This is a genomic window from Leifsonia sp. Leaf336 (assembly GCF_001423695.1).
In the GTDB taxonomy this organism is placed as follows: Bacteria; Actinomycetota; Actinomycetes; order Actinomycetales; family Microbacteriaceae; genus Leifsonia.
The window spans coordinates 276,333-297,826 of the sequence record NZ_LMOZ01000003.1 but is presented as its reverse complement, the minus strand read 5'-3'; the positions used below and the strand labels follow the sequence as shown (position 1 = coordinate 297,826).

At 68.9% G+C, this 21,494-nt stretch carries 21 protein-coding genes; 14 read left to right on the top strand and 7 right to left on the bottom strand.

The window, feature by feature from the left end:
* Positions 1-4: 4 nt before the first annotated feature.
* Positions 5-430, bottom strand: a complete 426-nt coding sequence (gene rbsD, locus ASF88_RS16680) for a D-ribose pyranase (RefSeq protein ID WP_055921367.1) — start codon at positions 428-430, stop codon at positions 5-7.
* 73 nt (positions 431-503) lie between these two features.
* Complete coding sequence (locus ASF88_RS16675; RefSeq protein ID WP_055921364.1) at positions 504-1,523, bottom strand: LacI family DNA-binding transcriptional regulator; 1,020 nt, start codon at positions 1,521-1,523, stop codon at positions 504-506.
* Positions 1,524-1,640: 117 nt separating this feature from the next.
* Here ASF88_RS16675 and ASF88_RS16670 point away from each other — a divergent pair, with 117 nt between their 5' ends.
* From ASF88_RS16670 to ASF88_RS16645, 6 genes are read left to right on the top strand one after another with little or no spacing between them, the layout of a single operon-like run.
* Positions 1,641-2,702 (top strand): LLM class flavin-dependent oxidoreductase, encoded by a 1,062-nt coding sequence (locus ASF88_RS16670; protein ID WP_082519037.1) that lies wholly within the window; start codon positions 1,641-1,643, stop codon positions 2,700-2,702.
* The gene (locus ASF88_RS16665) at positions 2,695-4,134 is read left to right on the top strand and encodes an amidohydrolase family protein (protein WP_082519036.1); all 1,440 of its coding nucleotides are present in this window, start codon (positions 2,695-2,697) and stop codon (positions 4,132-4,134) included. Before ASF88_RS16670 ends, ASF88_RS16665 begins: the two co-directional genes overlap by 8 nt.
* Before the next feature lie 11 nt (positions 4,135-4,145).
* Complete coding sequence (locus tag ASF88_RS16660) at positions 4,146-5,180, top strand: zinc-dependent alcohol dehydrogenase family protein (RefSeq protein ID WP_200935312.1); 1,035 nt, start codon at positions 4,146-4,148, stop codon at positions 5,178-5,180.
* Complete coding sequence (locus ASF88_RS16655; RefSeq protein ID WP_055921355.1) at positions 5,177-6,115, top strand: ribokinase; 939 nt, start codon at positions 5,177-5,179, stop codon at positions 6,113-6,115. The genes ASF88_RS16660 and ASF88_RS16655 overlap by 4 nt, the downstream gene beginning before the upstream one ends.
* Complete coding sequence (locus tag ASF88_RS16650) at positions 6,100-7,113, top strand: TIGR03557 family F420-dependent LLM class oxidoreductase (RefSeq protein ID WP_235493532.1); 1,014 nt, start codon at positions 6,100-6,102, stop codon at positions 7,111-7,113. Before ASF88_RS16655 ends, ASF88_RS16650 begins: the two co-directional genes overlap by 16 nt.
* The gene (locus ASF88_RS16645; RefSeq protein ID WP_157498418.1) at positions 7,110-7,778 is read left to right on the top strand and encodes a 2-phospho-L-lactate guanylyltransferase; all 669 of its coding nucleotides are present in this window, start codon (positions 7,110-7,112) and stop codon (positions 7,776-7,778) included. The genes ASF88_RS16650 and ASF88_RS16645 overlap by 4 nt, the downstream gene beginning before the upstream one ends.
* Positions 7,779-7,857: 79 nt before the next feature.
* Here the strand turns inward: ASF88_RS16645 and hxlA are convergent, their stop codons facing one another.
* Both hxlA and hxlB read right to left on the bottom strand, forming a co-directional pair.
* Positions 7,858-8,481, bottom strand: coding sequence for a 3-hexulose-6-phosphate synthase (hxlA, locus tag ASF88_RS16640; RefSeq protein WP_055921347.1), 624 nt, complete (start codon positions 8,479-8,481; stop codon positions 7,858-7,860).
* A gap of 57 nt (positions 8,482-8,538) precedes the next feature.
* Positions 8,539-9,141, bottom strand: a complete 603-nt coding sequence (gene hxlB / locus ASF88_RS16635; protein WP_055921344.1) for a 6-phospho-3-hexuloisomerase — start codon at positions 9,139-9,141, stop codon at positions 8,539-8,541.
* A 102-nt stretch (positions 9,142-9,243) separates the two neighbouring features.
* Between hxlB and ASF88_RS16630 the strand changes: the two genes are divergently transcribed.
* Complete coding sequence (locus ASF88_RS16630; protein ID WP_235493531.1) at positions 9,244-10,008, top strand: helix-turn-helix transcriptional regulator; 765 nt, start codon at positions 9,244-9,246, stop codon at positions 10,006-10,008.
* A gap of 54 nt (positions 10,009-10,062) precedes the next feature.
* Here the strand turns inward: ASF88_RS16630 and ASF88_RS16625 are convergent, their stop codons facing one another.
* On the bottom strand, positions 10,063-11,244 hold the full coding sequence (locus ASF88_RS16625; protein WP_055921338.1) for an ROK family transcriptional regulator: 1,182 nt from the start codon (positions 11,242-11,244) through the stop codon (positions 10,063-10,065).
* Positions 11,245-11,488: 244 nt separating this feature from the next.
* On the opposite strand from ASF88_RS16625, the gene ASF88_RS16620 reads away from it, so the two are divergent.
* The 7 genes from ASF88_RS16620 (at position 11,489) to ASF88_RS16590 (ending at position 18,728) form a co-directional block, all read left to right on the top strand.
* Positions 11,489-12,616 carry a substrate-binding domain-containing protein gene (locus tag ASF88_RS16620; RefSeq protein ID WP_055921335.1) on the top strand — a complete coding sequence of 376 codons (1,128 nt, stop codon included), beginning with the start codon at positions 11,489-11,491 and terminating at the stop codon, positions 12,614-12,616.
* A gap of 127 nt (positions 12,617-12,743) precedes the next feature.
* Positions 12,744-13,754: a phosphotriesterase family protein gene (locus tag ASF88_RS16615; protein ID WP_055921333.1), complete on the top strand. Its 1,011-nt coding sequence runs from the start codon at positions 12,744-12,746 to the stop codon at positions 13,752-13,754.
* 5 nt (positions 13,755-13,759) lie between these two features.
* Positions 13,760-14,686 (top strand): ROK family protein, encoded by a 927-nt coding sequence (locus ASF88_RS16610; protein ID WP_235493582.1) that lies wholly within the window; start codon positions 13,760-13,762, stop codon positions 14,684-14,686.
* Positions 14,683-15,663, top strand: coding sequence for an ABC transporter permease (locus ASF88_RS16605; RefSeq protein WP_055921327.1), 981 nt, complete (start codon positions 14,683-14,685; stop codon positions 15,661-15,663). The genes ASF88_RS16610 and ASF88_RS16605 overlap by 4 nt, the downstream gene beginning before the upstream one ends.
* A gap of 28 nt (positions 15,664-15,691) precedes the next feature.
* Positions 15,692-16,918, top strand: coding sequence for an alanine racemase (locus ASF88_RS16600; RefSeq protein WP_055921325.1), 1,227 nt, complete (start codon positions 15,692-15,694; stop codon positions 16,916-16,918).
* A 5-nt stretch (positions 16,919-16,923) separates the two neighbouring features.
* Positions 16,924-17,679, top strand: coding sequence for an ATP-binding cassette domain-containing protein (locus ASF88_RS16595; protein ID WP_157498417.1), 756 nt, complete (start codon positions 16,924-16,926; stop codon positions 17,677-17,679).
* Positions 17,676-18,728, top strand: coding sequence for an SIS domain-containing protein (locus ASF88_RS16590; protein ID WP_055921319.1), 1,053 nt, complete (start codon positions 17,676-17,678; stop codon positions 18,726-18,728). The genes ASF88_RS16595 and ASF88_RS16590 overlap by 4 nt, the downstream gene beginning before the upstream one ends.
* Before the next feature lie 175 nt (positions 18,729-18,903).
* Here the strand turns inward: ASF88_RS16590 and ASF88_RS16585 are convergent, their stop codons facing one another.
* Both ASF88_RS16585 and ASF88_RS16580 read right to left on the bottom strand, forming a co-directional pair.
* Entirely contained in the window at positions 18,904-19,470 is a 567-nt protein-coding gene (locus tag ASF88_RS16585) for a hypothetical protein (protein WP_055921316.1), read from the bottom strand.
* Positions 19,467-21,485 (bottom strand): primary-amine oxidase, encoded by a 2,019-nt coding sequence (locus tag ASF88_RS16580; protein ID WP_055923008.1) that lies wholly within the window; start codon positions 21,483-21,485, stop codon positions 19,467-19,469. Before ASF88_RS16580 ends, ASF88_RS16585 begins: the two co-directional genes overlap by 4 nt.
* Positions 21,486-21,494: the final 9 nt, after the last annotated feature.

The window sequence follows — 21,494 nt, the reverse complement described above, 5'->3', positions numbered from 1 at the left end:
CCGGTCAGTCCGCGATTCCGAGCTCGAAGAAGTCGAGCCCGCCCGAGAGGATCACGTTGCCGTACGGCGTCGTCTCGCCGGTCTGCACGATGAGCTTCGCTCGCCGGATGAGCACCTCGATGTCGTCGTGCGGAACCGCTCGCACGGTGATCCCGGCCGGCTCCGTCAACTGCTCGACTGCGGCCGTCACCGTCGGGTTGACGCGGGCGGTCTCCTCGGCGACGAGGACTTCGTTGATCACGAGCTCGTCGACGAGGACCGAGAGGACCTCGGCAACGGAGGGCTTGCCGTAGGTGAGCGCGAGATCGAGGGTCTCGACTCCGGCCGGGACGGGCAGACCGGCGTCGGCGATGACGATGAGCTCGTCGAAGCGTAGGCCGGTCACGACCGCGGCGAGACGCTGGTTGAAGAGGGTGCTGTTGGCGCGCATCGGAGCTCCATTCTCAAAAACGTTTTTGCACGTAATGGAGAGTGAAGCCGACCAGGGCGGGGGATGTCAAGTATCAGGCGGACGTGGTGTCGCCGCCAGGCGCCGCGGTGGAGTCTCGTACGACGAGTTCCGGCTGCAGCAGCACATGCCGTCCGGGTCCCGCCTCGCGCTCCAGAAGGAGCCGCGTCGCCTCCGTCGCGATCCGTTCCACAGGCTGGCGCACCGTCGTGAGGGCCGGCCAGGCGAGCTCTGCGAACGAGATGTCGTCGAAGCCTGCGACGCTCAGGTCGTTCGGCACCGAGACGCCGGCGCGGTGCGCGGCGCCGAGCGCGGCCAACGCCAGGAGGTCGTCTCCGCCGATGAGCGCGGTGTAGTCGTGGGCTCGGGCGACGATGCGGGCCGCCTGGTCCTTCGCGTCCTCGGTGGTGAAGCTGCTGAATCCCTCCGTCACGCTGAACAGGCCATGGTCGGCGAGCCGTGCCCTGGTGGCCGAGTGCCGCGTCCTGGCGCTCGACAGCTCCTGGTCGCCCGCCAGCTGCGCGATCCTGGTGTGACCGAGCGAGACCAGGTGGTCCACCAGCATCTCCGCGCCTCTGCGATGGTCGCAGCTGACGAAGTCGCCCGTCCAGCCGTAGATCTCGCGGTCGACGACGACGGTGGGGATCTCATCCGCGATCGCGTTGACCTGGGCGAGGTCGGTCCCTGCCGTCGGGACGATCAGGAGACCCTCCACGCGGCGGTCCTGAAACGCCTTGAGGTAGCGCTCCTCCCGGTCCGAGTCGTTGCCCGAGTCGCCGATCATCAGGCCCAGCCCCTGCGGCGCGACGACGCGCTCGACGCCGCGCACGAAGGCGGTGAGGAAGTTGTCTGTGATGTCGGGCATCAGGATGCCGACCATGCTGGAGCGCTTGCTCACAAGGGAGCGTGCGACGAGGTTCGGCTCGTAGCCGAGCTGGTCTGCGATCTTCCGGACGCGGCGCCGGGTCTCCGGCTTGACGCGGCGCACTCCGGTCAGCGCGTTGGAGGCGGTGGAGACCGAGACCCCGGCTTCCTTGGCCACGTCCACGATCGTGGGCCGCTTGTTCTCGGCCATGCGTACTCCCGTCTCGAACCGGGCTGGCGGCCAGGCAAAAAAAGACTAGACCAACGCTGCTCTGGAAGGTACATTTGCAAAAACGTTTTAACACCCCGTGACGACAGAGGGAGTCTCATGGAACTACGCTTCGGGTTCAGCATGAACCCGTCCGACCTCGGCGAGGTCCGCTCCGTCGCCGCCGCGGCTGAGGCAGCCGGTTACGACCGGGTCGGGATCTGGGATTCCCCGGCTCTCTACCTCGATCCGTGGATCACACTCGCCGACGTCGCCTCGACCACGTCGACCCTGCGCATCGGGACCTGGGTCACCAACCCGCTGACCCGTCATCCGGTCGTCACCGCCAGCGCGGCCGCCACGCTCGACGCCCTCGCACCCGGACGTGTCGTCATCGGCATCGGCACCGGCGACAGCGGCGTCTACAACCTCGCGGGACGCGCTGCGCCGCTCGACCGGCTCAGCGCGTACGTCCGTGCGGTTCGCGGACTGCTCACCGAGGGGACGGCCGTCTGGGAGGGCAACGAGCTCAGGATGCGTCCGGCGGAGAATCCGATCCCGATCTGGGTGGCCGCGCACGGCGCGCGAGCGATCCGCGTCGCGGGCGCTGTCGGCGACGGTGTGATCTTCGGGCTCGGGATCGCGCCGGAGACGGTCGAGTCGTGCAGAGCCATGCTCAACCGCGGGGCGGGCGAGGCGGGCCGTGACGCGGACGAGCTGGAGGCCTGGTACACCGCGCCCTGGTACGTCGACGAAGACGGCGACGCCGCCCGTGACGGAGCCCTCTGGCACGTCGCCAGTCTGGCGCACCACATCAGCAGATCCGGCACGGTCGGCAAGTTCATCCCCGAGCGGTACACCGCCGGCATCGTGGAGCTGGGCGAGGCGTACAACCTGCTCTCCCACGGAGCGCCGACCCGCGAGCAGCGCGACGAGTACCGGCGCATCGCACGCCGAACCGGCGTCGACGACTACTTGGTGTCCCGCTACACCATCGCGGGAACCCCCGCCGAGTGCGTGTCCCAGGTCCTCGCCGCGGCCGAGGCCGGCGCCGTCAACCACGACTGCGCGAACGACTCGCCCCCGGGCGGACTGCACCGGCGCCCGGACGCGTGGGCGACCCACATCCTGCCATCGCTACACGAGCACATCGTGCTCCCCGAAAGGAAATCGCATGTTTGATGTCTTGATCAGCAACGGTTACGTCGTCACCCCCGAGACCGAGGGCCACCTCGACATCGGCATCAGGGACGGTCGGATCGTCGAGCTCATCGAGCCGGGATCGCAGCATGAGGCGCGGCGCCACATCGACGCGGCCGGCCTGCAGGTGCTCCCCGGCGGTGTCGAGGCGCACGCTCACATCCTGGAGCCCGCCCACCGCGGATGGACGAAGGGCGAAGAGGTATGGCTGCAGGGTCCAGAAGGCTCCAGCCGCGCGGCGGCCTTCGGCGGGACGACCACCATCGCCTCCTTCGCCTTTCTCGGCGTGCACGACGAGAACACCGACGACCCCGTCGCGGCGGTCGAGCGACGCCGTGCCCTGTTCGACCGCAAATCGTACGTGGACTACACGTTCCATCCCGGAGTCGTCGGGAACCCGTCGGACGCGCTGCTCGCGAACATCGATCGTGCGGTGGGCGCCGGGATCCCTACGTTCAAGGCGTTCACGACCTGCGTCACCACGGCACAGGAGGGCGTCAAGATGGATGACGGCCCGATGCTCGACTTCATGGGCGAGCTGAGCGCCGCCGGCGGCATGCTGCTCGTCCACGCCGAGTGCGACGAGCTCGTCACGCACATGGAGGCGAAGCTCAAGCGCGAGAACCGCGATCAGTGGTACAACCTCCACCTGGTCCACTCCTCGACCTCGGAGGAGCTGGCCTTCCAGAAGGTGTGCCGGCTCGCGCGGGAGAACGGCACGGCCGTCTACTTCGTGCACGTCACGGGGGAGTCCGGCGCGCGGGTGATCGCCCAGGCGCGAGCGGCCGGCCAACCGATCTACGGCGAGGTGCTGCACAACTACCTCTGCTTCACCGCCGAGGACTACAAGCAGCCGGACGGCGGCAAGATCCAGACCTATCCGGCATTGAAGACCGAGTCCGACCGCGAAGCGCTCTGGAAAGGCCTCATCGACGGCACCCTGACGACCGTCGCCACTGACGAGTACACGACCGACTACGCGACCAAGGTGGGCGGGCGAACGGTCGAGACGGCCTGTGGTGGTCACGCCGGCATCGAGACCCGCGGCGTCATCACGTACACCGAGGGCGTCGTGGGCGGAGCGCTGTCGCTGCGTGCGTTCGTGGACGTCTTCTCGACGCGCCCGGCCAAGGTGCTCGGACTCTATCCGCGGAAAGGAGCGATCGCGGTCGGGTCGGACGCGGACATCGTGCTCTGGGATCCACGCGTTGAGAGATCGATCACGATGGACGACCTTCACCACGACGGCGATTACAGCATCTGGGAAGGCTGGGACTGCACGGGGTGGCCGGTGACGACGCTGGTCCGCGGCGAGGTGGTGGTCGAGGACGGCCGGCTGGTCGGTTCGCTCGACCACGGCCAGTGGCTGCCCCGCTGGCTCGACCGCACCGTGCTCGACGGACCGGGCGTCTAGAGGTGACGACGATGAGCGAAGAGAAGGACAGCATGAGAGCGATCGTCTACGACGCACCTGAAGTGTTCCGGGTGCACGAGATCCCGACACCGTCGCCGGGCCCGGGCGAGCTCCGGTTTCGTGTCGAGCTCGCGGGAGTCTGCGGCACAGACCACCACATCCACGACGGGTCGTTCTTCGCGGCCTTTCCACTGACGCCCGGGCACGAACCCGTCGGCATCGTCGACGCGATCGGCGACGGGGTCGACGGCTTTCGGATCGGGCAGCGGATCGTGGCGACCGGGGTGGGCGGCTGTGGAACCTGCTCGAACTGCCGGCGCGGGCGCCCGCTGCTCTGCGCGAACCTGACCGCCCTCGGCGTCACGGGGCCCGGCGCATTCGCGGAGTACATGGTGGCGCCGGCTGCGTGGTGCTTCGACGCCTCCGACCTGACTCCGGAAGTCGCGGTGCTCGCCGAACCGACCGCCTGCGCGATCCACGGCGTCGAACGGCTGCGGGTCGCCCCCGGCTCCCGTGCCCTCGTCTTCGGCGCGGGGCCGACCGGGCTGATCCTGGCCCAGCTGCTCGCGACCGGCGGTGCAGCCCATGTCACCGTGGCTGCGCCGTCCGACCACAAGCTCCGGCTCGCGCTGACACTCGGCGTCGACGCCGCCGTGAAGATCGGCAGGGACGGCAGCGGCTATGAGCGTCTGACCGAGGCCGCACCGGAGGGCTACGACGTCGTCGTCGATGCAACCGGTGCATCCGCGGTCGCCGAGCGCGCCCTCGGCTTGGTGCGGGACGGCGGCACCGTGCTGATCTACGGCGTCACCTCGCCCAACGAGTCCGTGACGATCAATCCGTTCGACGTCTATCGGCGAGAGATCACGATCACCGGCTCCTTCGCCCAGATCTCCTCCTTCCCGGACGCGCTCGCCGCGTTGCGCAGCGGACGCGTCCTCACGCGCGGGCTCATCACCCACCGCTACCCGCTCGATCGGTTCGGGGACGCCCTCACGGCCGTCTCGACCGACCCGACCGCGCACAAGGTGGTGATCGCGCCATGAGTGTCACGCCGAAGATCCTCGTGGCCGGCAGCTACGGGGTGAGCACACGCTACGTGGTCGACCGCGCGCCGGCGGCGGGGGAGACCGTGATCGCCGCCCGCGTCGGCACGGACCACGGTGGGAAGGGGTCGAACCAGGCGGTCTGCGCCGCGAGACTCGGCGCGGAGGTGACGTTCATGACAGCGCTCGGTGGCGACCATTCTGCCGATGCCGCTCGCGCGCTCTGGCGCACGGAAGGAGTCGTCGCCGTGGTCGAGGAATTCCCGGCTTCGCCGACCATGTCGGGAGCGATCGTGGTAGATCGCAGTGGCGAGAACTGCATCACCGTCGGACTCGGCGCCATGGCGGACCTGACCGCCGAGCACGCGGCGGTCACCGACGCCATCGCCGGACCGGGTTGGATCGCGGTCGTCCAGAACGAGGCGCCCGTCGAGTACACATTCGAAGTTCTGCGCCGGGCGAAGCGCAACGGCGCGACGACCATCCTGAACCCGGCACCGGCGTTCGCACCCGACCAGCTCGACGAGAGCCTCTGGGACGTGGTCGACTTCGTGCTTCCCAACGAGCACGAGGCACTGGCGCTGCTCGGGGTCGCCGGCGACAACCGGCCAGGAGACGCCGAGGAGATCGCCCGCACGCTAGCCCGCCGCACCCGCTCCACGGTCGTCATCACCCGGGGCGCTCGCGGAGCCGTGATCAGCGACGGCGTCACCGTGGAGGCCCGCGCCGTGGACGCAGTGCGCGCCGTCGACACGACGGGTGCCGGTGACACGTTCACCGGGGCGTTCGCGGTCGCGATCGGTCGCGGTGCCGATGTCGGCGATGCGACCGATTTCGCCAACCGTGCCGCCGGGTACAGCGTCCGGCATGCCGGCGTCATCAACGGGCTGCCGCGAGCGTCCGACCTCACTCCCATCGAATGGAGGACACCATGAAGGATTTCACGATCGGATACTCGGCGATGCTCGAGCAGTTCCACCCCCGCGACGCCGTCGAGCTCTCCGTGGCGGCGGAGCAGGCTGGATTCAGTGGCGTGATGGCCGCTGATCACTTTCAGCCGTGGGTGCCGGCCCAGGGCCAGTCCGCATTCGTCTGGAACGTGCTTGCGGCTCTCGGCGAGCGCACCGTCGGCGATATCGGACCTGGCGTGACGGCGCCCACTTTCCGCTGGCATCCGGCGATGGTCGCTCAGGCGTCGGCGACGCTCGAGGCCATGTATCCGGGGCGGCACTGGCTCGGCCTGGGCTCGGGTGAGGCGCTCAACGAGCATTTCACCGGCGCGTACTGGCCGGAGACCCCCGAACGGATCAGCCGGATGTTCGAGGCCGTCGACATCATCAAGAAGCTGTTCGCCGCGTCGGCGGCGGGCCGTGAGGTCAAGCACACCGGGACCTACTACAAGCTCGAATCCGCACGGCTCTGGACGATGCCTGATCAGGCTCCCCCCATCTTGATCGCTACGTCGGGCCCGGTCACCGCGAAGCGTGCGGGTCGCACAGCGGACGGCCTGATCACGGTGGGGGCCCCGCTGGAGAAGGTCTCCGCCCTGATGGACCGATTCGACGAGGGGATGCGCGAGTCCGGCCGCGACGGGTCGGAAGCGCCCAAGGTGCTCCAGCTCCACCTCTCCTGGGCTCCCACCGATGAGGAGGCGCTGCGCAACGCCATGGTCGAGTGGCCGAACGGCGGGATGAAATTCCCGAAGGGCGACATCCGCTCTCCCTACGAGTTCGAGCAGATGGCGAAACTTGTACGTCCCGAGGATTTCGAGGGCCGGATGGTGATCTCGGCGGACCCGGACCGGCATCGGGCGCAGATTCAGAGCTTCCTCGATCTCGGCTTCGATCGCATCTACCTGCACAACGTCGGCAGGAACCAACGGGAGTGGATCGACGTATTCGGCCAGCAGGTCCTTCCTGCACTGCACCGGTGACCGGTCCATCGCAGCCAGGCCCGCTTGCGCAGCGGTGGAATGTGATCCTGCCGCTCAAAGAGCCTCTGCAGGGCAAGTCGCGCTTGACCGGGCGCAGCGTTGCTCTCGCGGAGGCGATCGCGGTCGACACGGTGTCGGCGGTGGTCGCGGCCGCCTCCGTCGAGCACGTGCTGGTCGTCACCGACTGGGCCGGTGCGCGCGTCGCCCTCTCGGGCCTCGCCGCTTCCGGGCGGATCGTCATCGTGGCCGGAGCTCCGGACGGGCTCAACCCGGCCGTCCGGTTCGGGATGCTCTACTGCCGCTCGCATTGGGCGGAGTCGCCCGTGGCGACGATGGTCGCAGACATTCCGGGCCTGGACTCCTCCGAGCTGGATGCGGTGCTCGCCGAGGCGGGCACTGTCGCGCTCGGTGCTGTCGCGGACTCGGATGATGTCGGCACGGTTCTGATAACGGCACAGCCGAACACGGACGTCTCACCGGCTTTCGGCGGAGCCTCCTTCCAGCGCCACCGCGAACTCGGTCATGTCGACCTCACTCCGTTCGCCGGGCCGACACTGCGCCGCGACGTCGACGGCTGGGATCACCTCGCGCGACCCGGTTCGACCGGTGCGCGCACCTCGATGCAGTTGGCTCTGCTCGCCGCCACCTCCGGCGCACCGTTCTAATCGGACTCGACGCGTGGCAGCGCTACCAACGAGTGGGGCCCGGTTCACCGAACCGGGCCCCACTCCGCCTGGACCCTGGTCAGGCGATCGCCGCGCGAAGCGCCGCGGCGGCGGCACCGACGTCCGGCGCGCCGTAAATCGCCCCGCCGGCCACGGCGACTTGGGCGCCGGACTTCTGCACGTCCGGGATGCTCGCCGCGTTGACACCCCCAGCGACCGAGAATGGCACGCCGGAGCTGGCGCCGTCGCGCAGCAGGTCTGCGAAGGTGAATCCCTCCTCAGCCTGCTCGTCGAGGCCCGCGTGCATCTCGACGAAGTCTGCGCCGAGGGCCACGACCTCCCGGGCGCGCTGCGGCTTGTCCGGCACGCCGATGAGGTCGACGACGACGCCCTTGCCGTGCTTCCTCGCAGCGACCACAGCGCCCGCGATCGTGCTGTCGCCGGCTGCACCGAGCACCGTGACGAGGTCGGCGCCCGCGGTGAAGGCGATGTCGGCCTCGAGCTCTCCGGCGTCCATCGTCTTCAGGTCGGCGAAGACGACTTTGTCGGGGTGGGCCCGCTTGATCGCGGTGATCGCGCTGAGTCCGGCGCTCTTGATGAGCGGCGTGCCGAGCTCCAGGATGTCCACGTGCGGCGCCGCTGCCGCCGCGAGTTCGAGGGCTGCCTCAGTGCTCAGGGTGTCGATGGCGAACTGCAGTTTCATTTCTCTCCTTGTTGTTGTTATCGAGCGCCCGTGTTCGGGCGCCGCCCGATGCCTCCGCTACTCGAGGTTCGCGTGGCGAGGCCAGAGGTCGTCAGCACTGGTGTCCGCGCGCTGCCAGAGGTGGTGGAAGAGCGCGTCTCCGATGAGGACGACGGCCTGCTCGAAGAGGCTTCCTGCATACTGTGCGGAAGCCGCACCCGACCGGTCGAGCTTCTCCGCGGCCGGCACGACCACGACCGCTGTCGCGATCTCGTGGAGCGGCGACGCCGGAGCTGTCGTGATCGCCACGACCTGGGCGCCGGTATCGATCGCGGTCAGGGCGGCACGTACCACCCCTGCCGTCGTCCCGGAGCCGCTCGCTGTGAGCAGGAGGTCGCCCGGGCCGATCGCCGGTGCCGTCACCTCACCGACCACGTGAACGTCGAGCCCGAGATGCATGAGGCGCATGGCCGTCATCCTCAGGGCGAGACCCGAGCGTCCGGCGCCGTGAACGAACACGCGGCGTGCGTCCGTCACGAGCGCAGCGAAACGGTCGAGGGATTCGAGCCGGTCGATTTCGTCCTCCCCGAGCTGGGCGCTGGGGAGCGCATCGATCAAGCGTTCGAGCTCGTCGCGGAGAAGGCGAAGCGAGGCGCCCATCGTAGGATCGGAGAAGTCCATGATCCCATCGTCCTGATCGCGTCCGCGGACCGCGCCCTGCGGAAGGCTCACCCTACCTACCGGTTCGGGTAGGTGCGCAGAATGACTGATGAGACGCGGGGGATGGCAGAGCGGGCGGACGGCCAGGCGGTGAGTCTGGAGTCGGTGCTCGCCGTGCTGCGGTCGATTCAGCTCGATGACCGCACAGCGCGCGCCCTGGCCACCGACACGGCGGCAATGGCTCTGGCAGGCGTCCACACGCTGCGACATCACCAGCGCACGTCGGTGCTGGAACCGGTTGTCGGAGCGTTCAGCCGGCTGCGAAACGACCTGAGGCCGCTCGCACGCCACGGCGACCTGGACATCCAGTTCGTCGAGCCGCCCGCTACGGGGCGCGCCCTGCCCGGCGAGGTCGCCCAGGCAGGGCGGGCTATCGTACAGAGCGCCATCCTCGTCTTCATCGACCAGGAGGAGACCGGGCGCGTCCGCGTCGAGTGGGACTGCGACGGCCTCAATCTTCTCATCGAGATCAGGGACGACGGGCGCGGCGAGCTGGCGGTGTCCGACGACTCGGTGGCGTCCATCGTGGAGCGCGCTTCGGCGGTGAACGGCACGGTCACGGTGAGATCAACGCCCGGTTGGGGCTCCATCCTCTCCGTTCGGCTTCCGCTCGACCCGCCCGCGATGCGAGAGCCCTTGATGACCGCGACCGCACTGACCAACCGCGAGCGCGAAGTCCTCCAACTGGTCGCGTCCGGGGCCCGGAATCGCGCGATCGGCCGCCAGCTTGCGATCAGTGAGAACACCGTGAAGTTTCATGTCTCGAACCTGCTCAGCAAAGTGGGGGCGTCCTCCCGGGCGGAGCTGGTGGCGCGCGCGCAGGCATGATCGACGTGCGGTCGTCCGCGGCGCACGGCGACGACGACGGGCGCTGGCCTCCGACTACCCGAGCGCTCTGACCCGCGCGACTTCGGCCGCGGTCAATGCGTCCCCTTTCGGCAGGTGCACGATCGCAGCCTCCTCCACCCCGAGGCCGGCGTAGACCGTTTGCAACCCGGCGACGACCGAGCCGACCGCGCCGGAGAAGTCCCCGAGCTGGGCGGTCGCGAGTGCGGGAGAGACCCGGAGGTTCTGTTCGAGGGCGATCCGGTAGCGGTCGAGAGACGACGTCAAAGAGTTGGCGATGCCGCCGCCGAGCACGATCGTCTGGGGGTCGCAGGACACGGTGGTCGCGGTCAAGACCACGAGCAGTGCCTGGTCGAAGTGGGCCCGCAGTGACTGCAGGCCAGGGCCGGCTTCGTGTGCGAAGAGCTGGGCGGGCGCATCGAGGTGCAGCCCGGCCTCTGCCGCCCGGCGCAGGATCCCGCCGCCCGTCACGAGGTGTTCGAGGCGGGTGCCGAGGGGGCCGATCGGAAGCTGGCCGAACTCGCCGATCAGCCCTCGCTCGCCCTGCAGTATGCGCCCCTCGATGGCGAGGCCGGCGCCCAGGCCGAAGCCGATCGTCAGCATCGCTGCGTTGGGTGCGCCGCGGGCCGCGCCGAAATGCAGTTCGCCGAGGAGGGCGTAGTTCGCGTCGTTGTCGAAGTGCATCGGCCGCCCCATCGCGCGCTCCACGGAGGCGAGGAAGGTTGGCGATTCGACTTCGGGGAGGTTGGGGGCGTTGGAGACGCTGAGGTCGCGCTGGCTCACCGCGCCGGGAAGGCCGAGGCACACGTGCGCCACCCTGTCCCACACGTCGGCCGCCGCATTCCGGACCGTCGTTGCGATCCACTCGGCGAGATCGTTCCCCTTCAGGGTGGTCGGTGTCGGCGTCTCGGATGCGAACACCGGGTGCGCAAGCAGGTCGGCGACGATGATTCGAGTGTTGGATGCGCCGAGGTCCACCCCGACGACATACATGCGGTCCGCGACGATGTCGAGTTCTACCGCGCGGCGTCCCCTCGCCTCCGAGACGATCTCCGTCGTCTCCGTCACGATCCCCTCGGCGAGGAGCTGGTCGATCGAGCGCGTCACTGTGGCGGCGGAAATTCCCGTCTGCTCCGCGATCTGCTTGCGGCTGGCCGGTCTCGATCCGATGAGAGCAGTCAAGACGGCGTTGCGATTGATGGCTCGCGTGTCTTGCACCAGCTCACCCCCTTTGTCTTCAGCGTGAACCCAAAACTAGCTCAGGATGCCCGTCCAGCGCCACTCTGCGCCGGATTTCGGCAGGATTAACGGGATCGAAACCCAACGGATACATTTCCGAGCTTGACTTTGATTGCTTGTTGAAATCAAAATGGGTTCAGCAAGTCAACGGTGACGGGGTCACGAGATACCCGGGGGACGCCACCGCACAGGAGTTCAACCCGGTCCCGGAAGGCAACCCACAATGCACACAGCACGTCCCACCCGGCGTCTCGCCGCCCGCGCTGCCGTCGTCGGCGCACTCGCACTCTCCCTCGCGCTGGCCGGATGTTCCTCCGGCACGCCTGCATCGTCAGCGTCATCGACACCAGCAGCCAAGCCCAGCCTCGAGTTCACCGGCCCGAACGGCGAGAAGCCGGGCGCGCTGTCCGAGCTCTCGCTCACCAGCGACGAGCAGAGCAAGGTCAAAGACGGAAAGTACACCGCGGCGTTCGTCTGGCACACGTCGTCCGACTTCGTGACCGCCGTCGAGAAGGGCGCTCGCGACGAGTTCAAGCAACTCGGCATCGATGTGGTCGCCAGCACGCAGGCCAACTTCAACGCAGCGACCCAGGCCAACAACGTCCAGACCGTGCTCGCACTGCACCCGAGCATCATCGTCACTATCGCCGTCGACCCCACCTCTGCGGCCAAGGCGTTCAAGCCCGCTGTCGAGGCAGGGACGAAGCTCGTCATCATGACAACCCCGCCAGCGGGGTACAAGGCGGGCTCCGACTTCGTCTCCATCGTCACGGAAGACCTCACGGCGGCCGGTCGGGACAACGCAGAGATCCTCGGCGACGCGCTCGGCAAGAAGGGCGAGGTCGGCTACCTCTCGTACAACGCGAACTTCTGGTTCACCAACCAGCGGGACAAGGCCTTCAAGGATTGGCTCGCGTACGAGTACCCCGACGTGAAGATCGTCGACTCCGAAGGCTTTGCCGATGAGACCGCCACGCAGACCATCGCCGCGGCCATGATCGCCAAGAACCCGAACCTGAAGGGCATCTACGTCTCGTGGGCGACAGCAGCCCAGGGCGTCGTCGCCGCCATCAAGGCAGCGGGCCGCACCGACATCAAAGTCGTCACCAACGACCTCGACACCACCCTCGGCGCAGCGATGATGTCAGGCACGAACGTCGCAGGCATGGTGGGCAACGGCTCGATCGGCATCGGCAAGGGCCTCGCGCTCGCCGGCGCATACGGTGTCCTCGGCAAGAAGGCGCCGGAGCTCGTCGCGTCCGTCCCCACGAAGGTCACCAAGGCCAACCTCGATAAGGGCTGGGAGTCCGACTACGGCACCAAGCCGCCGTCGAGCGTGACGGGCGGCTGACGCCACTAGACCGGCTGGGCGGCCGGGATCCCCCACCTGGCCGCTCAGCCTCCATTCGAACCACGAACCACGAACCACGCGGACCGTCGGACACCGTCGCTGGCCGCACGCACCAAAAGGAGAACCGATGACACGGCAGGTCATGACCGTGCTCGGCCCGGTCGACTCAGCAGACCTCGGACGGGTCATGCCGCATGAGCATCTGCTGTCACTCACACCGGGCCCCTGGCTCACCGGAGGAACCCGCGACGACCGTCTCGACAGGGCAGTGGATGCACTGGCCGGGCTCCGCGACCTTGGTTTCGGCACCGTTGTCGATCTGAGCCCATACGGCGTCGTCGGACGGGACGCGAACGGCGACAACGCAGCGGCGCTCGTCGAGATCTCCCAGCGGAGCGGCCTGCACGTCGTGTCAGGCACGGCGATCTATCTGGAGTCGTACTCCCCAGCGTGGGCGCTCTCTGCCGATCTCGACGCCATGACCGCCCGCCTCGTCCGCGACGCGGAGGTGGGAATCGGGAACTCCGGCGTCCAGGCCGGCGTCTTCGGAGAGCAGGCGACCAGCCTCGGCGAGATCACGCCGCACGAGGAGAAGTGCCTCCGAGCCGTGGCCCGCGCCCAGCGGGCGACGGGACTCGGGATCATGACGCACACCACCCACGGCACCCAGGCGATGGAGCAGCTCGACATCCTCAGGTCAGAAGGTGTCGATCTGGACCGTGTCGTCGTCGGCCATCTCGACACCCAGCTCGGCATCGGCCTCGTTCGTCGGGTGATCGACGCCGGTGCGCGCGTGGCCGTCGACACGATCGGCAAGGAGAACTGGGACTTCTTCCTCGGTCCTCTCTCTGACGAGCGTCCGGACGGCGAGTTCAGCAAGCGCGCGTTCCACCGCTCCGACGCAGGCCGGGCCGACCTCGTCGCCGCACTCGTCGGCGATGGGCTCACCGACCGCATCCTGCTCGCGCAGGACCTGACGGGAGCCGAGGTGTGGATGAACCCAAGCACGCATGGCGAGAGCGGGTACTCGTACCTCGGTGCGGTCTTCGTGCCTGCGCTGCTCGAGCGCGGCGTCTCCGACGCGGCGATCGAGCAGCTGCTCGCGGCCAACCCGGCGTCTGTGCTGGAGGTCGTGTGAGCACCATGCAGCACCAGTACGTAGTCGGGATCGACCTCGGCGGCACCAAGGTGCGCGCAGGCATCGCCACTATCGCGGGCGAAATCCTCCACGAGACGACCGAGCCGACACGCGACGGGCGGGCGATCGTGGCGCAGGTCACCGAGATGGTCAGAGGACTGGCCGCGGCGGTCGGCGCATCCCGAGCTTCCATCGTCGCGACGGCGATCGGTGGCGCGGGGGTACCGGACTCCTCCACAGGGAAATTCGACCTCGCCCCCAATCTCGGCGACCTCGAAGGATTCGACGTTGTCGCTGAACTCGAAGGTCGGCTCGGTCACCCGGTCGTGATCGACAACGACGTGAACATCGCGGCGCTCGGCGAACTGCATAGCGGAGTGGGCACAGAGGTTGACACCTTCGCCTTCGTCTCCGTCGGAACCGGTATCGGCGTCGGCGTGGTGCTCGATCGCCGCATCTGGCAGGGCGTCCGCGGAGGAGCGGGCGAGATCGGCTATCTGCCGATCGGGTCTGACCCGCTCGATCCCGGAAACCAACGGCGTGGCGCCCTCGAGGAGGTCGTCAGCGGCGACTCGATCGCACAACGGTTCCAAGTCGCCTCCGGCCGTGCCCGGTCGAGCGCCGTGGAAGTGTTCGAGTTAGCGGCCGGAGGCGACCCGGATGCGTTGGCATCGCTCGACGAGGAGGCGCGGTGGCTCGCCCACGCGATCCTCGCCGTCGACGCCGTCGTCGACCCCGGGCTGTTCGTCCTCGGCGGCGGTATCGGCAGCCGCGAGGAACTGCTCGCGCCGGTTCTCCACTGGCTCGGCCGACTCGGCCGTCCGACGATCGAGGTGCGCATCAGCCCACTCGGTTCATCCGCCCCCATCCTCGGCGCCGTCCGCCTCGCCATCGACGCAGCACCGCTCAGCACGGAAAGAGAAGCATCATGACTGTATCCACCACCGACGGCAGGATGACCGTCGGCGACCGGCTGCGCCACGCGGACTGGCGTCAGTTCGTCGTCTACATCGGCTTCGTGGTCGTCTTCCTCTATTTCGCGATCACCCAGGGCGCCAACTTCCTCAACGGGACGACACTGGTCAACATCATCACGCAGGCGACCCCGATCACGGTCATGGCGATCGGAACGGTCTTCGTCCTCAGCCTCGGCGAGATCGACCTCTCGATCGGATCGACCGTCGCCCTCGCCTCGCTCGTCGCCGCCGTCACGCTCCAGGGCACGCACCAGTGGTGGATCGCGGCGATCGCCGGGCTCGCGGTGGGGGCCGTCATCGGAGCGGTCAACGGCATTTTCGTGACCCTCGTGCGATTGCCGTCCTTCCTGGTCACCCTCGCGACCATGGGACTCATCGCCGGTCTCGCCCAGCAGTCGACCAACCTGCAGTCGGTGCCGGTGACCGACGCCGTGTTCGGCTGGCTTTTCGGCGGGGGCACCCTGCTCGGCATCCCGATTCTGATCTGGTGGACGGCGGTCGTCACCGCGATCGGCTGGCACGTGCTCCGTCAGCGCGCGTTCGGCGCGCACGTGCTCGCCGTCGGCAACAAGGCCGCCGCTGCAGCAGTCAGCGGTATCAAGGTCAACCGCGTCCGTATGGCGGTCTTCATCCTCAGCGGCGTGACGGCAGCGCTCGCCGGCCTGCTGTACGCGGGCCGCCTGGCCGGAGCGACGTACACGCTCGGCAGCTCCGACCTGATGAGCGTCCTCGCGGCGGTGATCGTGGGAGGTACAGCCCTCACCGGCGGAAAGGGCTCCATCATCGGCGCCCTGGTCGGCAGCCTCTTCATGAGCATGATCAACTACGGACTGCTGCTCGGTGGACTCACCGTGGCGCAGCAGATGATCGTGCGCGGCGCGATCATCCTGGTCGCCGTCTCCCTTTCCCTCCGCGCCAAGAAGAGCAACTAGACCGCGAAGACAGTAAGGACGACAAGCGATGTTCCTCGACCTCCTCCGCCGCCGCAACCAGGCGCTCCTCGACGCGGCGACGCAACTGCACCAGAGCGGCTCCATCCCGCCGAACACCTTCGTCATCGACCTGGATGCGGTGCAACGCAACGCATCCGCCCTCGCGGCAGAGTCCGCGCGGCTCGGTCTGACGCCATTCGCCATGACCAAGCAGATCGGCCGCAACCCTGACGCGTCCCGCGCCATCGTGGCAGGGGGCATCCGTCACGCCGTGGGCGTCGATCTGGAGTGCGCCATCGCCGCGGCGAGCGGTGGCCTCCCCACCGGTCACCTCGGTCACCTTGTGCAGATCCCGCGGCACCGTGCCGCGGACGCCGCGGCTCTCGAACCGCTCTACTGGACCGTGTTCTCCGAGCAGAAGGCGCGCGAGGCCGGCGCGGCGGCCGCGGCCCGCGGCCGTGTGCAGGACGTGCTCCTGCGGATCGCGGCGCCGGGCGACCGTTTCTACCGGGGCCATGAGGGCGGGTTCGACGCCGCGGACGTGGTCGCCGCGGCCGACCGCATCGACGCGGTCCCCGGCGTGCGCTTCGCCGGAGTCACCACGTTCCCCGCGACACTGTTCGACGCCAAGACGGCCACGGCGCGCTCCACCCACAACCTCGAGACCCTGACCACGGCGTTGCGCGCGCTCGAATCGGCCGGACGGACGAACGTCCAGGTCAACGCCCCGGGAACGACGTCGGTGTCGGTGCTCGAGACGCTGGCGGCCGCGGGCGCCACACAGGTCGAACCCGGACACGGCCTGACCGGCACGACGCCCCTGCATGCCGCGCACGACCTCATTGAAGAGCCGGCCATCGCCTACGTCTCCGAAGTGTCGCACCTCTGGAACGGCGACGCGTACGTGTACGGCGGCGGACTCTACGTCGACCCCGTCCTCGGTGCAACGACGACGAGCGCGCTGATCGTCGAGCAGGGAGGGGACACCGCCTCCGCGCCCGAACTGCTGGTCGACATGCCCGCCCCGGACGCCATCGACTACTACGCCACGATCCCGCTCTACGGCCGTGCCGTCCAGCCCGGGGACACCGTCCTGTTCGGCTTCCGGCCGCAGGTCTTCGTCACCCGCGGTCTCACCGCAGGAATCGCCGGACTCTCCACAGGGACGCCCAGCGTCGCCGGAATCTGGTCGGCCGACGGTTCCGCGCCCATCACAACCGCATCCGCGCTTGCCGCGACAGGGAGGACAGCATGACCCCCATGACCGCTCCACAGGACACCACGGTGAAGCCTCTACGCCTCGATGGGATCACCAAGCACTTCGGCGGCATCGTCGCCATCAAGCGCTTCGACCTCGAGATCGAGCCGGGCGAGATCGTCGCCCTCGTCGGCGACAACGGCGCTGGTAAGTCCACACTCGTCAAGATCATCTCCGGCATGTACCAGCCGACGGACGGCGAGATCTGGGTGAACGGCGAGCGCGCCAGCTTCCGCGATCCGTCGGATGCCAGGACCAGGGGCGTGGAGGTCGTCTATCAGGATCTCGCCCTCGTCGATCTGCAGCCGGTCTACATGAACCTGTTCCTCGGCAGGGAGCTGCGCCGCAAGCCGTTCGGAACGCTCGATCGCAAGACGATGGCTTCGCGCACGCAGGCCCTCGTCGAGGAACTGGATGTCCGCATCCCGTCGGCGCGCGCGACCCTGAGCGACCTCTCCGGCGGCCAACGGCAGGGCATCGCGATCGCCCGCGCCACGCACTGGGCGAGCAGCCTGGTGCTGATGGACGAGCCGACTGCCGCGCTGGGCGTGGCCGAGACCGCCAAGGTGGAGGAGCTGATCCTCAAGCTGAAGGCGCGCGGCGCCGCCGTGCTCATCGTCAGCCACAACATGGAGCAGGTGTTCCGCGTGGCCGACAGGGTGACGGTGCTGCGGCGAGGAACCCAGGTGGGTACCAAGCGCACCGAGGAGACCACGCACAACGAGCTGGTCGCGATGATCACGGGCCTCAGCTCGTGAGCGGCGACACGCGTCCCGGCCACCGGATGCGGGCGGAGATCGCCGAGCAGCCGGAGCGCTGGCTCGACCTCCTCCTCGGCCGCGACACGATCGACGCGGCAGCCGAGCTGATCGTCGGCGCTCGGCCGGAGCTGCTGGTCTTCGCCGCCAGGGGGTCGAGCGACCACGCGGCGATGTACGCGCAGTATCTGGCCCACAACCTGCTGCGCATTCCCGCGATGCTCGCGACGCCGGCGAGTGTCACCGGCTTCGGCACGCAGCTCGCCTACCCCCGCTCGGTGGCGCTCGCGGTCTCGCAGTCGGGCAGTTCGCCTGACCTGCTGGCGACGGTCGCCTCGTTCGCGGCAGCGGGCGTGCCGGTCGTCGGGTTCTCGAACGACGCGGGCAGCGCGCTCGCGTCGGCGTCGGACGTGCACGTCTCGCTTGCGGCCGGAGCGGAGACGTCTGTCGCGGCCACGAAGACCTACACCGCCGAGCTCCTCGCGCTGGCGCTGACCCTGCACCGCGCAGCGGGTACAGGCTGGACGGAACTCGACGAGCGTGTGCGCACGCTTGCCGCGTCGGTGACGACAGATCTGGCGACACCGGATGCGGTGGACGCGGCCGTCGGGGTCCTCGCCGGCGTCGAGCGTGTGCTGGTCGTCGGCCGCGGATACTCGATGGCGACGGCGCGCGAGGGCGCGCTGAAGCTGATGGAGACCAACGCGATCGCCGCCTCGGGGTGGAGCGCAGCCGACGCGACGCACGGCCCGCTCGGTCAGGTCGTCCCGGGCTCGGTGGTCGTCGCGCTCACCGGGAGTCCTGCCGGACGGGACTCGGTGCTGTCGTTCGCGGACGCTGCCGGGGCGCTGGGCGGAAGGGTGATCGAAATCGGCCCCGGCGTGATCGACCACGCGAGTGTTCGCATCCCGCTCGACGAAAAGGACGCCGAGCTGCTTTCGCTGCGCGAGATCGTGCCACTGCAACGCATCGCACTCGCACTCGCACCGAGCAGAGGCCTTGACCCGGACAACCCGGCGGGCTTGCGGAAGGTCACTCTGACGGTGTGATCCTCGGGCAGGCTCGTCCCGCCCCAGTTCCTCCCGCACGAAAGCGCTCGGACTCGCCATCGGATTGGCGGTCCTCCTGATCGGCGGAGCGTTTCAGAAGCGCACGGCCCGAGTCGGTGCGCCGCCAGCCGCACCCAAGACGGCATGACCGACGCGTTCGCAGATGGTTCGCGCCCTACAGCAGCAGCGGCAGCGACATCAGCGCAACCGACGCGGCACCGAGCGCCGCCTCGGCACGCGGAAGGCGCGGGAGCTGCCTCCGGAACGCCAGCGCTCCGGACCCCACCGCGAAGGCGAGCGCAGCGACGCCGAGCGCCGCGATGACGTCCACCCCGTGGGCCGAGTGCCCGCCGCCCGCTACGTGGTGATGCGCACCCGCTGCGACGATCAGCCCGCCCATCAGAATCGCCTGAAGCGCGCGGTGCACTGCCATCGTCTGGGCGGGATGGAAGGGATGGACGGGATGGGCCGGATGCCCAGGCTGCGCGGTCGCCGCACCACCTCGACCCGCCGGCCGCTGCCGGTGCGCCACCGCGGTCGTGAGCCCCGTCGCCACCAGCAGCGCCGCCCACACGACGGGAGCGACGAGGGGATGCGGCAGCAGCATGGTGTCCGCCATCGCCGCGAGCATGGCCAGCATCCCGAACCACGCGAGCGGGGAGCGGCGGTCCGCGCTCCCCGCCACGCAGCATGCCCCCAGCGTGGCCGGGAGCATGCTGCCGAGGTGAAGGGCCTCGATCATCCGTGGTGCGAGTGGTCGCCGTGCGCGTGCCCGCTGTGCCCAGCGTGCCCGTGCCCGTGGTGCCCCGGCGCGCAGTGGGCCGGGGCCTCGGCCGGCACGTTGAGGGCGGGGTTCCGGCCGAAGAACCCGTACGGCTTGAGCGTGAACTTGGCGTAGTCGACCGGCATGACCGGCCAGTCCTCCGGGCGCGGGAAATGGGTCGGTCCGAAGGTGTGCCAGAGCACGATGTCCTCGCCGTCGAGGGGTCGGTCCGCCGCCATGTAAGCGGGCAGGCCGTCGCCTCCGGGGTTCTGGTTGACGAACTCGCCGGCGGGGTACCGCTCGTCGCTGGCGTACTGCGTCACCCACACCTGCTTCGTCGTGAACGCGGCCCGGGCGGTGACCGTGGCGGAGGGGTCCGCCATCAGCGTCGGGTTCTGCTCCGCGTGGAGCACATACCCGGTGGGCACGCCGAGTCGGTTGGTCTTCTCGGTGTTGACGATGTGCCACGTGCGGCCGACGGAGGCGTCCGCCTCCCGAGCCCCGTCCGCCTCGCTCAGGATGCGCGTCGCGCGCTTCGTGAAGGCGTTGCCGTACGGGTTGCTCTCGCTGATCGGGAGTCGCACCGCATCCACCTCGTCGACCGCGTTCGCCAGCCCGTCCACCATCATGTCGAGGCGTGCCGAGAACAGGTGCTGGTGGTACGGCGCCCCGAGCCCGGGCGCCACCTCGCTCGCGGTGGCGGAGCCCTCCACGTACGACGATGTGAAGAGGATGCCGGTGAGCTTGGCCTCGCACTCGATCGTGCCGTCGAGATACAGGTACCAGTAGAAGCCGTAGTCGTAGTTCCCGACCGTGGTGAAGAAGGAGATCACGAGCCGGCGCGACCGTCGCACCTCGTTCGCGGAGGTGAACAGGTCGGTGTGCTTCCACAGGGTCCCGTAGTCCTCCTCGTGCATGCAGATCGCGTTCTCGATCGTCTTCGGCCGGCCGAACTCGTCGGACAGCACCGCGTCGAAGTAGCGGATCTCGCCGAGGCAGTCGCAGCCGAGCGTCAGCGAGTTCGCGAACCGGCCGAACAGGTACTCGCCGGTGTCGAAGTAGTTCTGCCAGTACCGCGTGGGCGAGGGGTCGGCGTAGGGCACGACCATCTCGGCGATGGAGGCGCGGTAGACCACCGGGCGCACGTCGCCTCCCTGGTCGGGGTCGGCGAACCCGAGGTTCCGGAGGATGAGCCCCTCCCGGGCGTCGAACCCGAGCGAGAACGACCAGTTGGCCCAGGTGACCGTGTCTCCGTCGACCGCGAAGCTGGGTCCCACCGGCTGCGTGATCGAGATCGGCTTGAGCGTGTCGAGCGGGGCGGGTCGCTCCGACTCCAGGTGGAAGTTGCCCGGCTCCTCCGGGACGGGCAGCTCGAACGCGTCGACCACCTGGGTGACCTCGCGGGCGATGACATCGACATAGGCGCACAACCCGTCGACAGGGTGCGCCCAGGGGTGGTCGTCGGCGTGGTCCATCCGGAACGCGAAGACGCGGATGATCCGGCGGCCCTCCTCGCCGGGGATGTCGTACGAGCCGGGGGAGAGCGGCGCGTAGACGACCTGCTCGCTCACCAGCCCGCGCTTTCCGAGCGCCGCGAGCCAGCCGGCGTCCGCGGCGAGGATGCCGCCGATCGCCTCGAACTCCTCCTCGAGGATCGGCACCTGACCGCGCGAGCCATCGATCGGCACGAGCGCGATGACCGAATCGCGGGTGAGGGAGACGGCGGCATCGACGCTCTCGCCGGTGGTGACGTCGAGGAGCAGCACGCGCGCCTCGCGGTCCGGTGCCGGCGCGTCGCCCGCCAGCGCGGCCAGCACGTCCGCTTTGTCGGGCTCGAGCAGGCCGACGTAGACGAAACGGGTGGCGTCCGTGACGGCGCCCTCGTCGCGGAGGATGCGCGTCACCGCCTCGATCTCGGCCGCCGTCAGGCTGGAGAGCGGACCGAGCGCGGTCGAGTCGTCGTCGGGGAGGGTCAGGGGGAGTTCGGTCGTCATGGTCATGTC

Bases quoted from the DNA above. Each gene is read 5' to 3' on its own strand.
- ASF88_RS16585 (WP_055921316.1), bottom strand. From the start codon at position 19,470: ATGATCGAGGCCCTTCACCTCGGCAGCATGCTCCCGGCCACGCTGGGG.
- ASF88_RS16660 (WP_200935312.1), top strand. From the start codon at position 4,146: ATGAGCGAAGAGAAGGACAGCATGAGAGCGATCGTCTACGACGCACCT.
- ASF88_RS16595 (WP_157498417.1), top strand. From the start codon at position 16,924: ATGACCGCTCCACAGGACACCACGGTGAAGCCTCTACGCCTCGATGGG.
- ASF88_RS16610 (WP_235493582.1), top strand. From the start codon at position 13,760: ATGCAGCACCAGTACGTAGTCGGGATCGACCTCGGCGGCACCAAGGTG.
- ASF88_RS16605 (WP_055921327.1), top strand. From the start codon at position 14,683: ATGACTGTATCCACCACCGACGGCAGGATGACCGTCGGCGACCGGCTG.
- ASF88_RS16630 (WP_235493531.1), top strand. From the start codon at position 9,244: ATGGCAGAGCGGGCGGACGGCCAGGCGGTGAGTCTGGAGTCGGTGCTC.
- ASF88_RS16655 (WP_055921355.1), top strand. From the start codon at position 5,177: ATGAGTGTCACGCCGAAGATCCTCGTGGCCGGCAGCTACGGGGTGAGC.
- ASF88_RS16600 (WP_055921325.1), top strand. From the start codon at position 15,692: ATGTTCCTCGACCTCCTCCGCCGCCGCAACCAGGCGCTCCTCGACGCG.
- rbsD (WP_055921367.1), bottom strand. From the start codon at position 430: ATGCGCGCCAACAGCACCCTCTTCAACCAGCGTCTCGCCGCGGTCGTG.
- ASF88_RS16675 (WP_055921364.1), bottom strand. From the start codon at position 1,523: ATGGCCGAGAACAAGCGGCCCACGATCGTGGACGTGGCCAAGGAAGCC.
- ASF88_RS16615 (WP_055921333.1), top strand. From the start codon at position 12,744: ATGACACGGCAGGTCATGACCGTGCTCGGCCCGGTCGACTCAGCAGAC.
- ASF88_RS16670 (WP_082519037.1), top strand. From the start codon at position 1,641: ATGGAACTACGCTTCGGGTTCAGCATGAACCCGTCCGACCTCGGCGAG.
- ASF88_RS16665 (WP_082519036.1), top strand. From the start codon at position 2,695: ATGTTTGATGTCTTGATCAGCAACGGTTACGTCGTCACCCCCGAGACC.
- ASF88_RS16620 (WP_055921335.1), top strand. From the start codon at position 11,489: ATGCACACAGCACGTCCCACCCGGCGTCTCGCCGCCCGCGCTGCCGTC.
- ASF88_RS16580 (WP_055923008.1), bottom strand. From the start codon at position 21,485: ATGACGACCGAACTCCCCCTGACCCTCCCCGACGACGACTCGACCGCG.
- hxlA (WP_055921347.1), bottom strand. From the start codon at position 8,481: ATGAAACTGCAGTTCGCCATCGACACCCTGAGCACTGAGGCAGCCCTC.
- hxlB (WP_055921344.1), bottom strand. From the start codon at position 9,141: ATGGACTTCTCCGATCCTACGATGGGCGCCTCGCTTCGCCTTCTCCGC.
- ASF88_RS16650 (WP_235493532.1), top strand. From the start codon at position 6,100: ATGGAGGACACCATGAAGGATTTCACGATCGGATACTCGGCGATGCTC.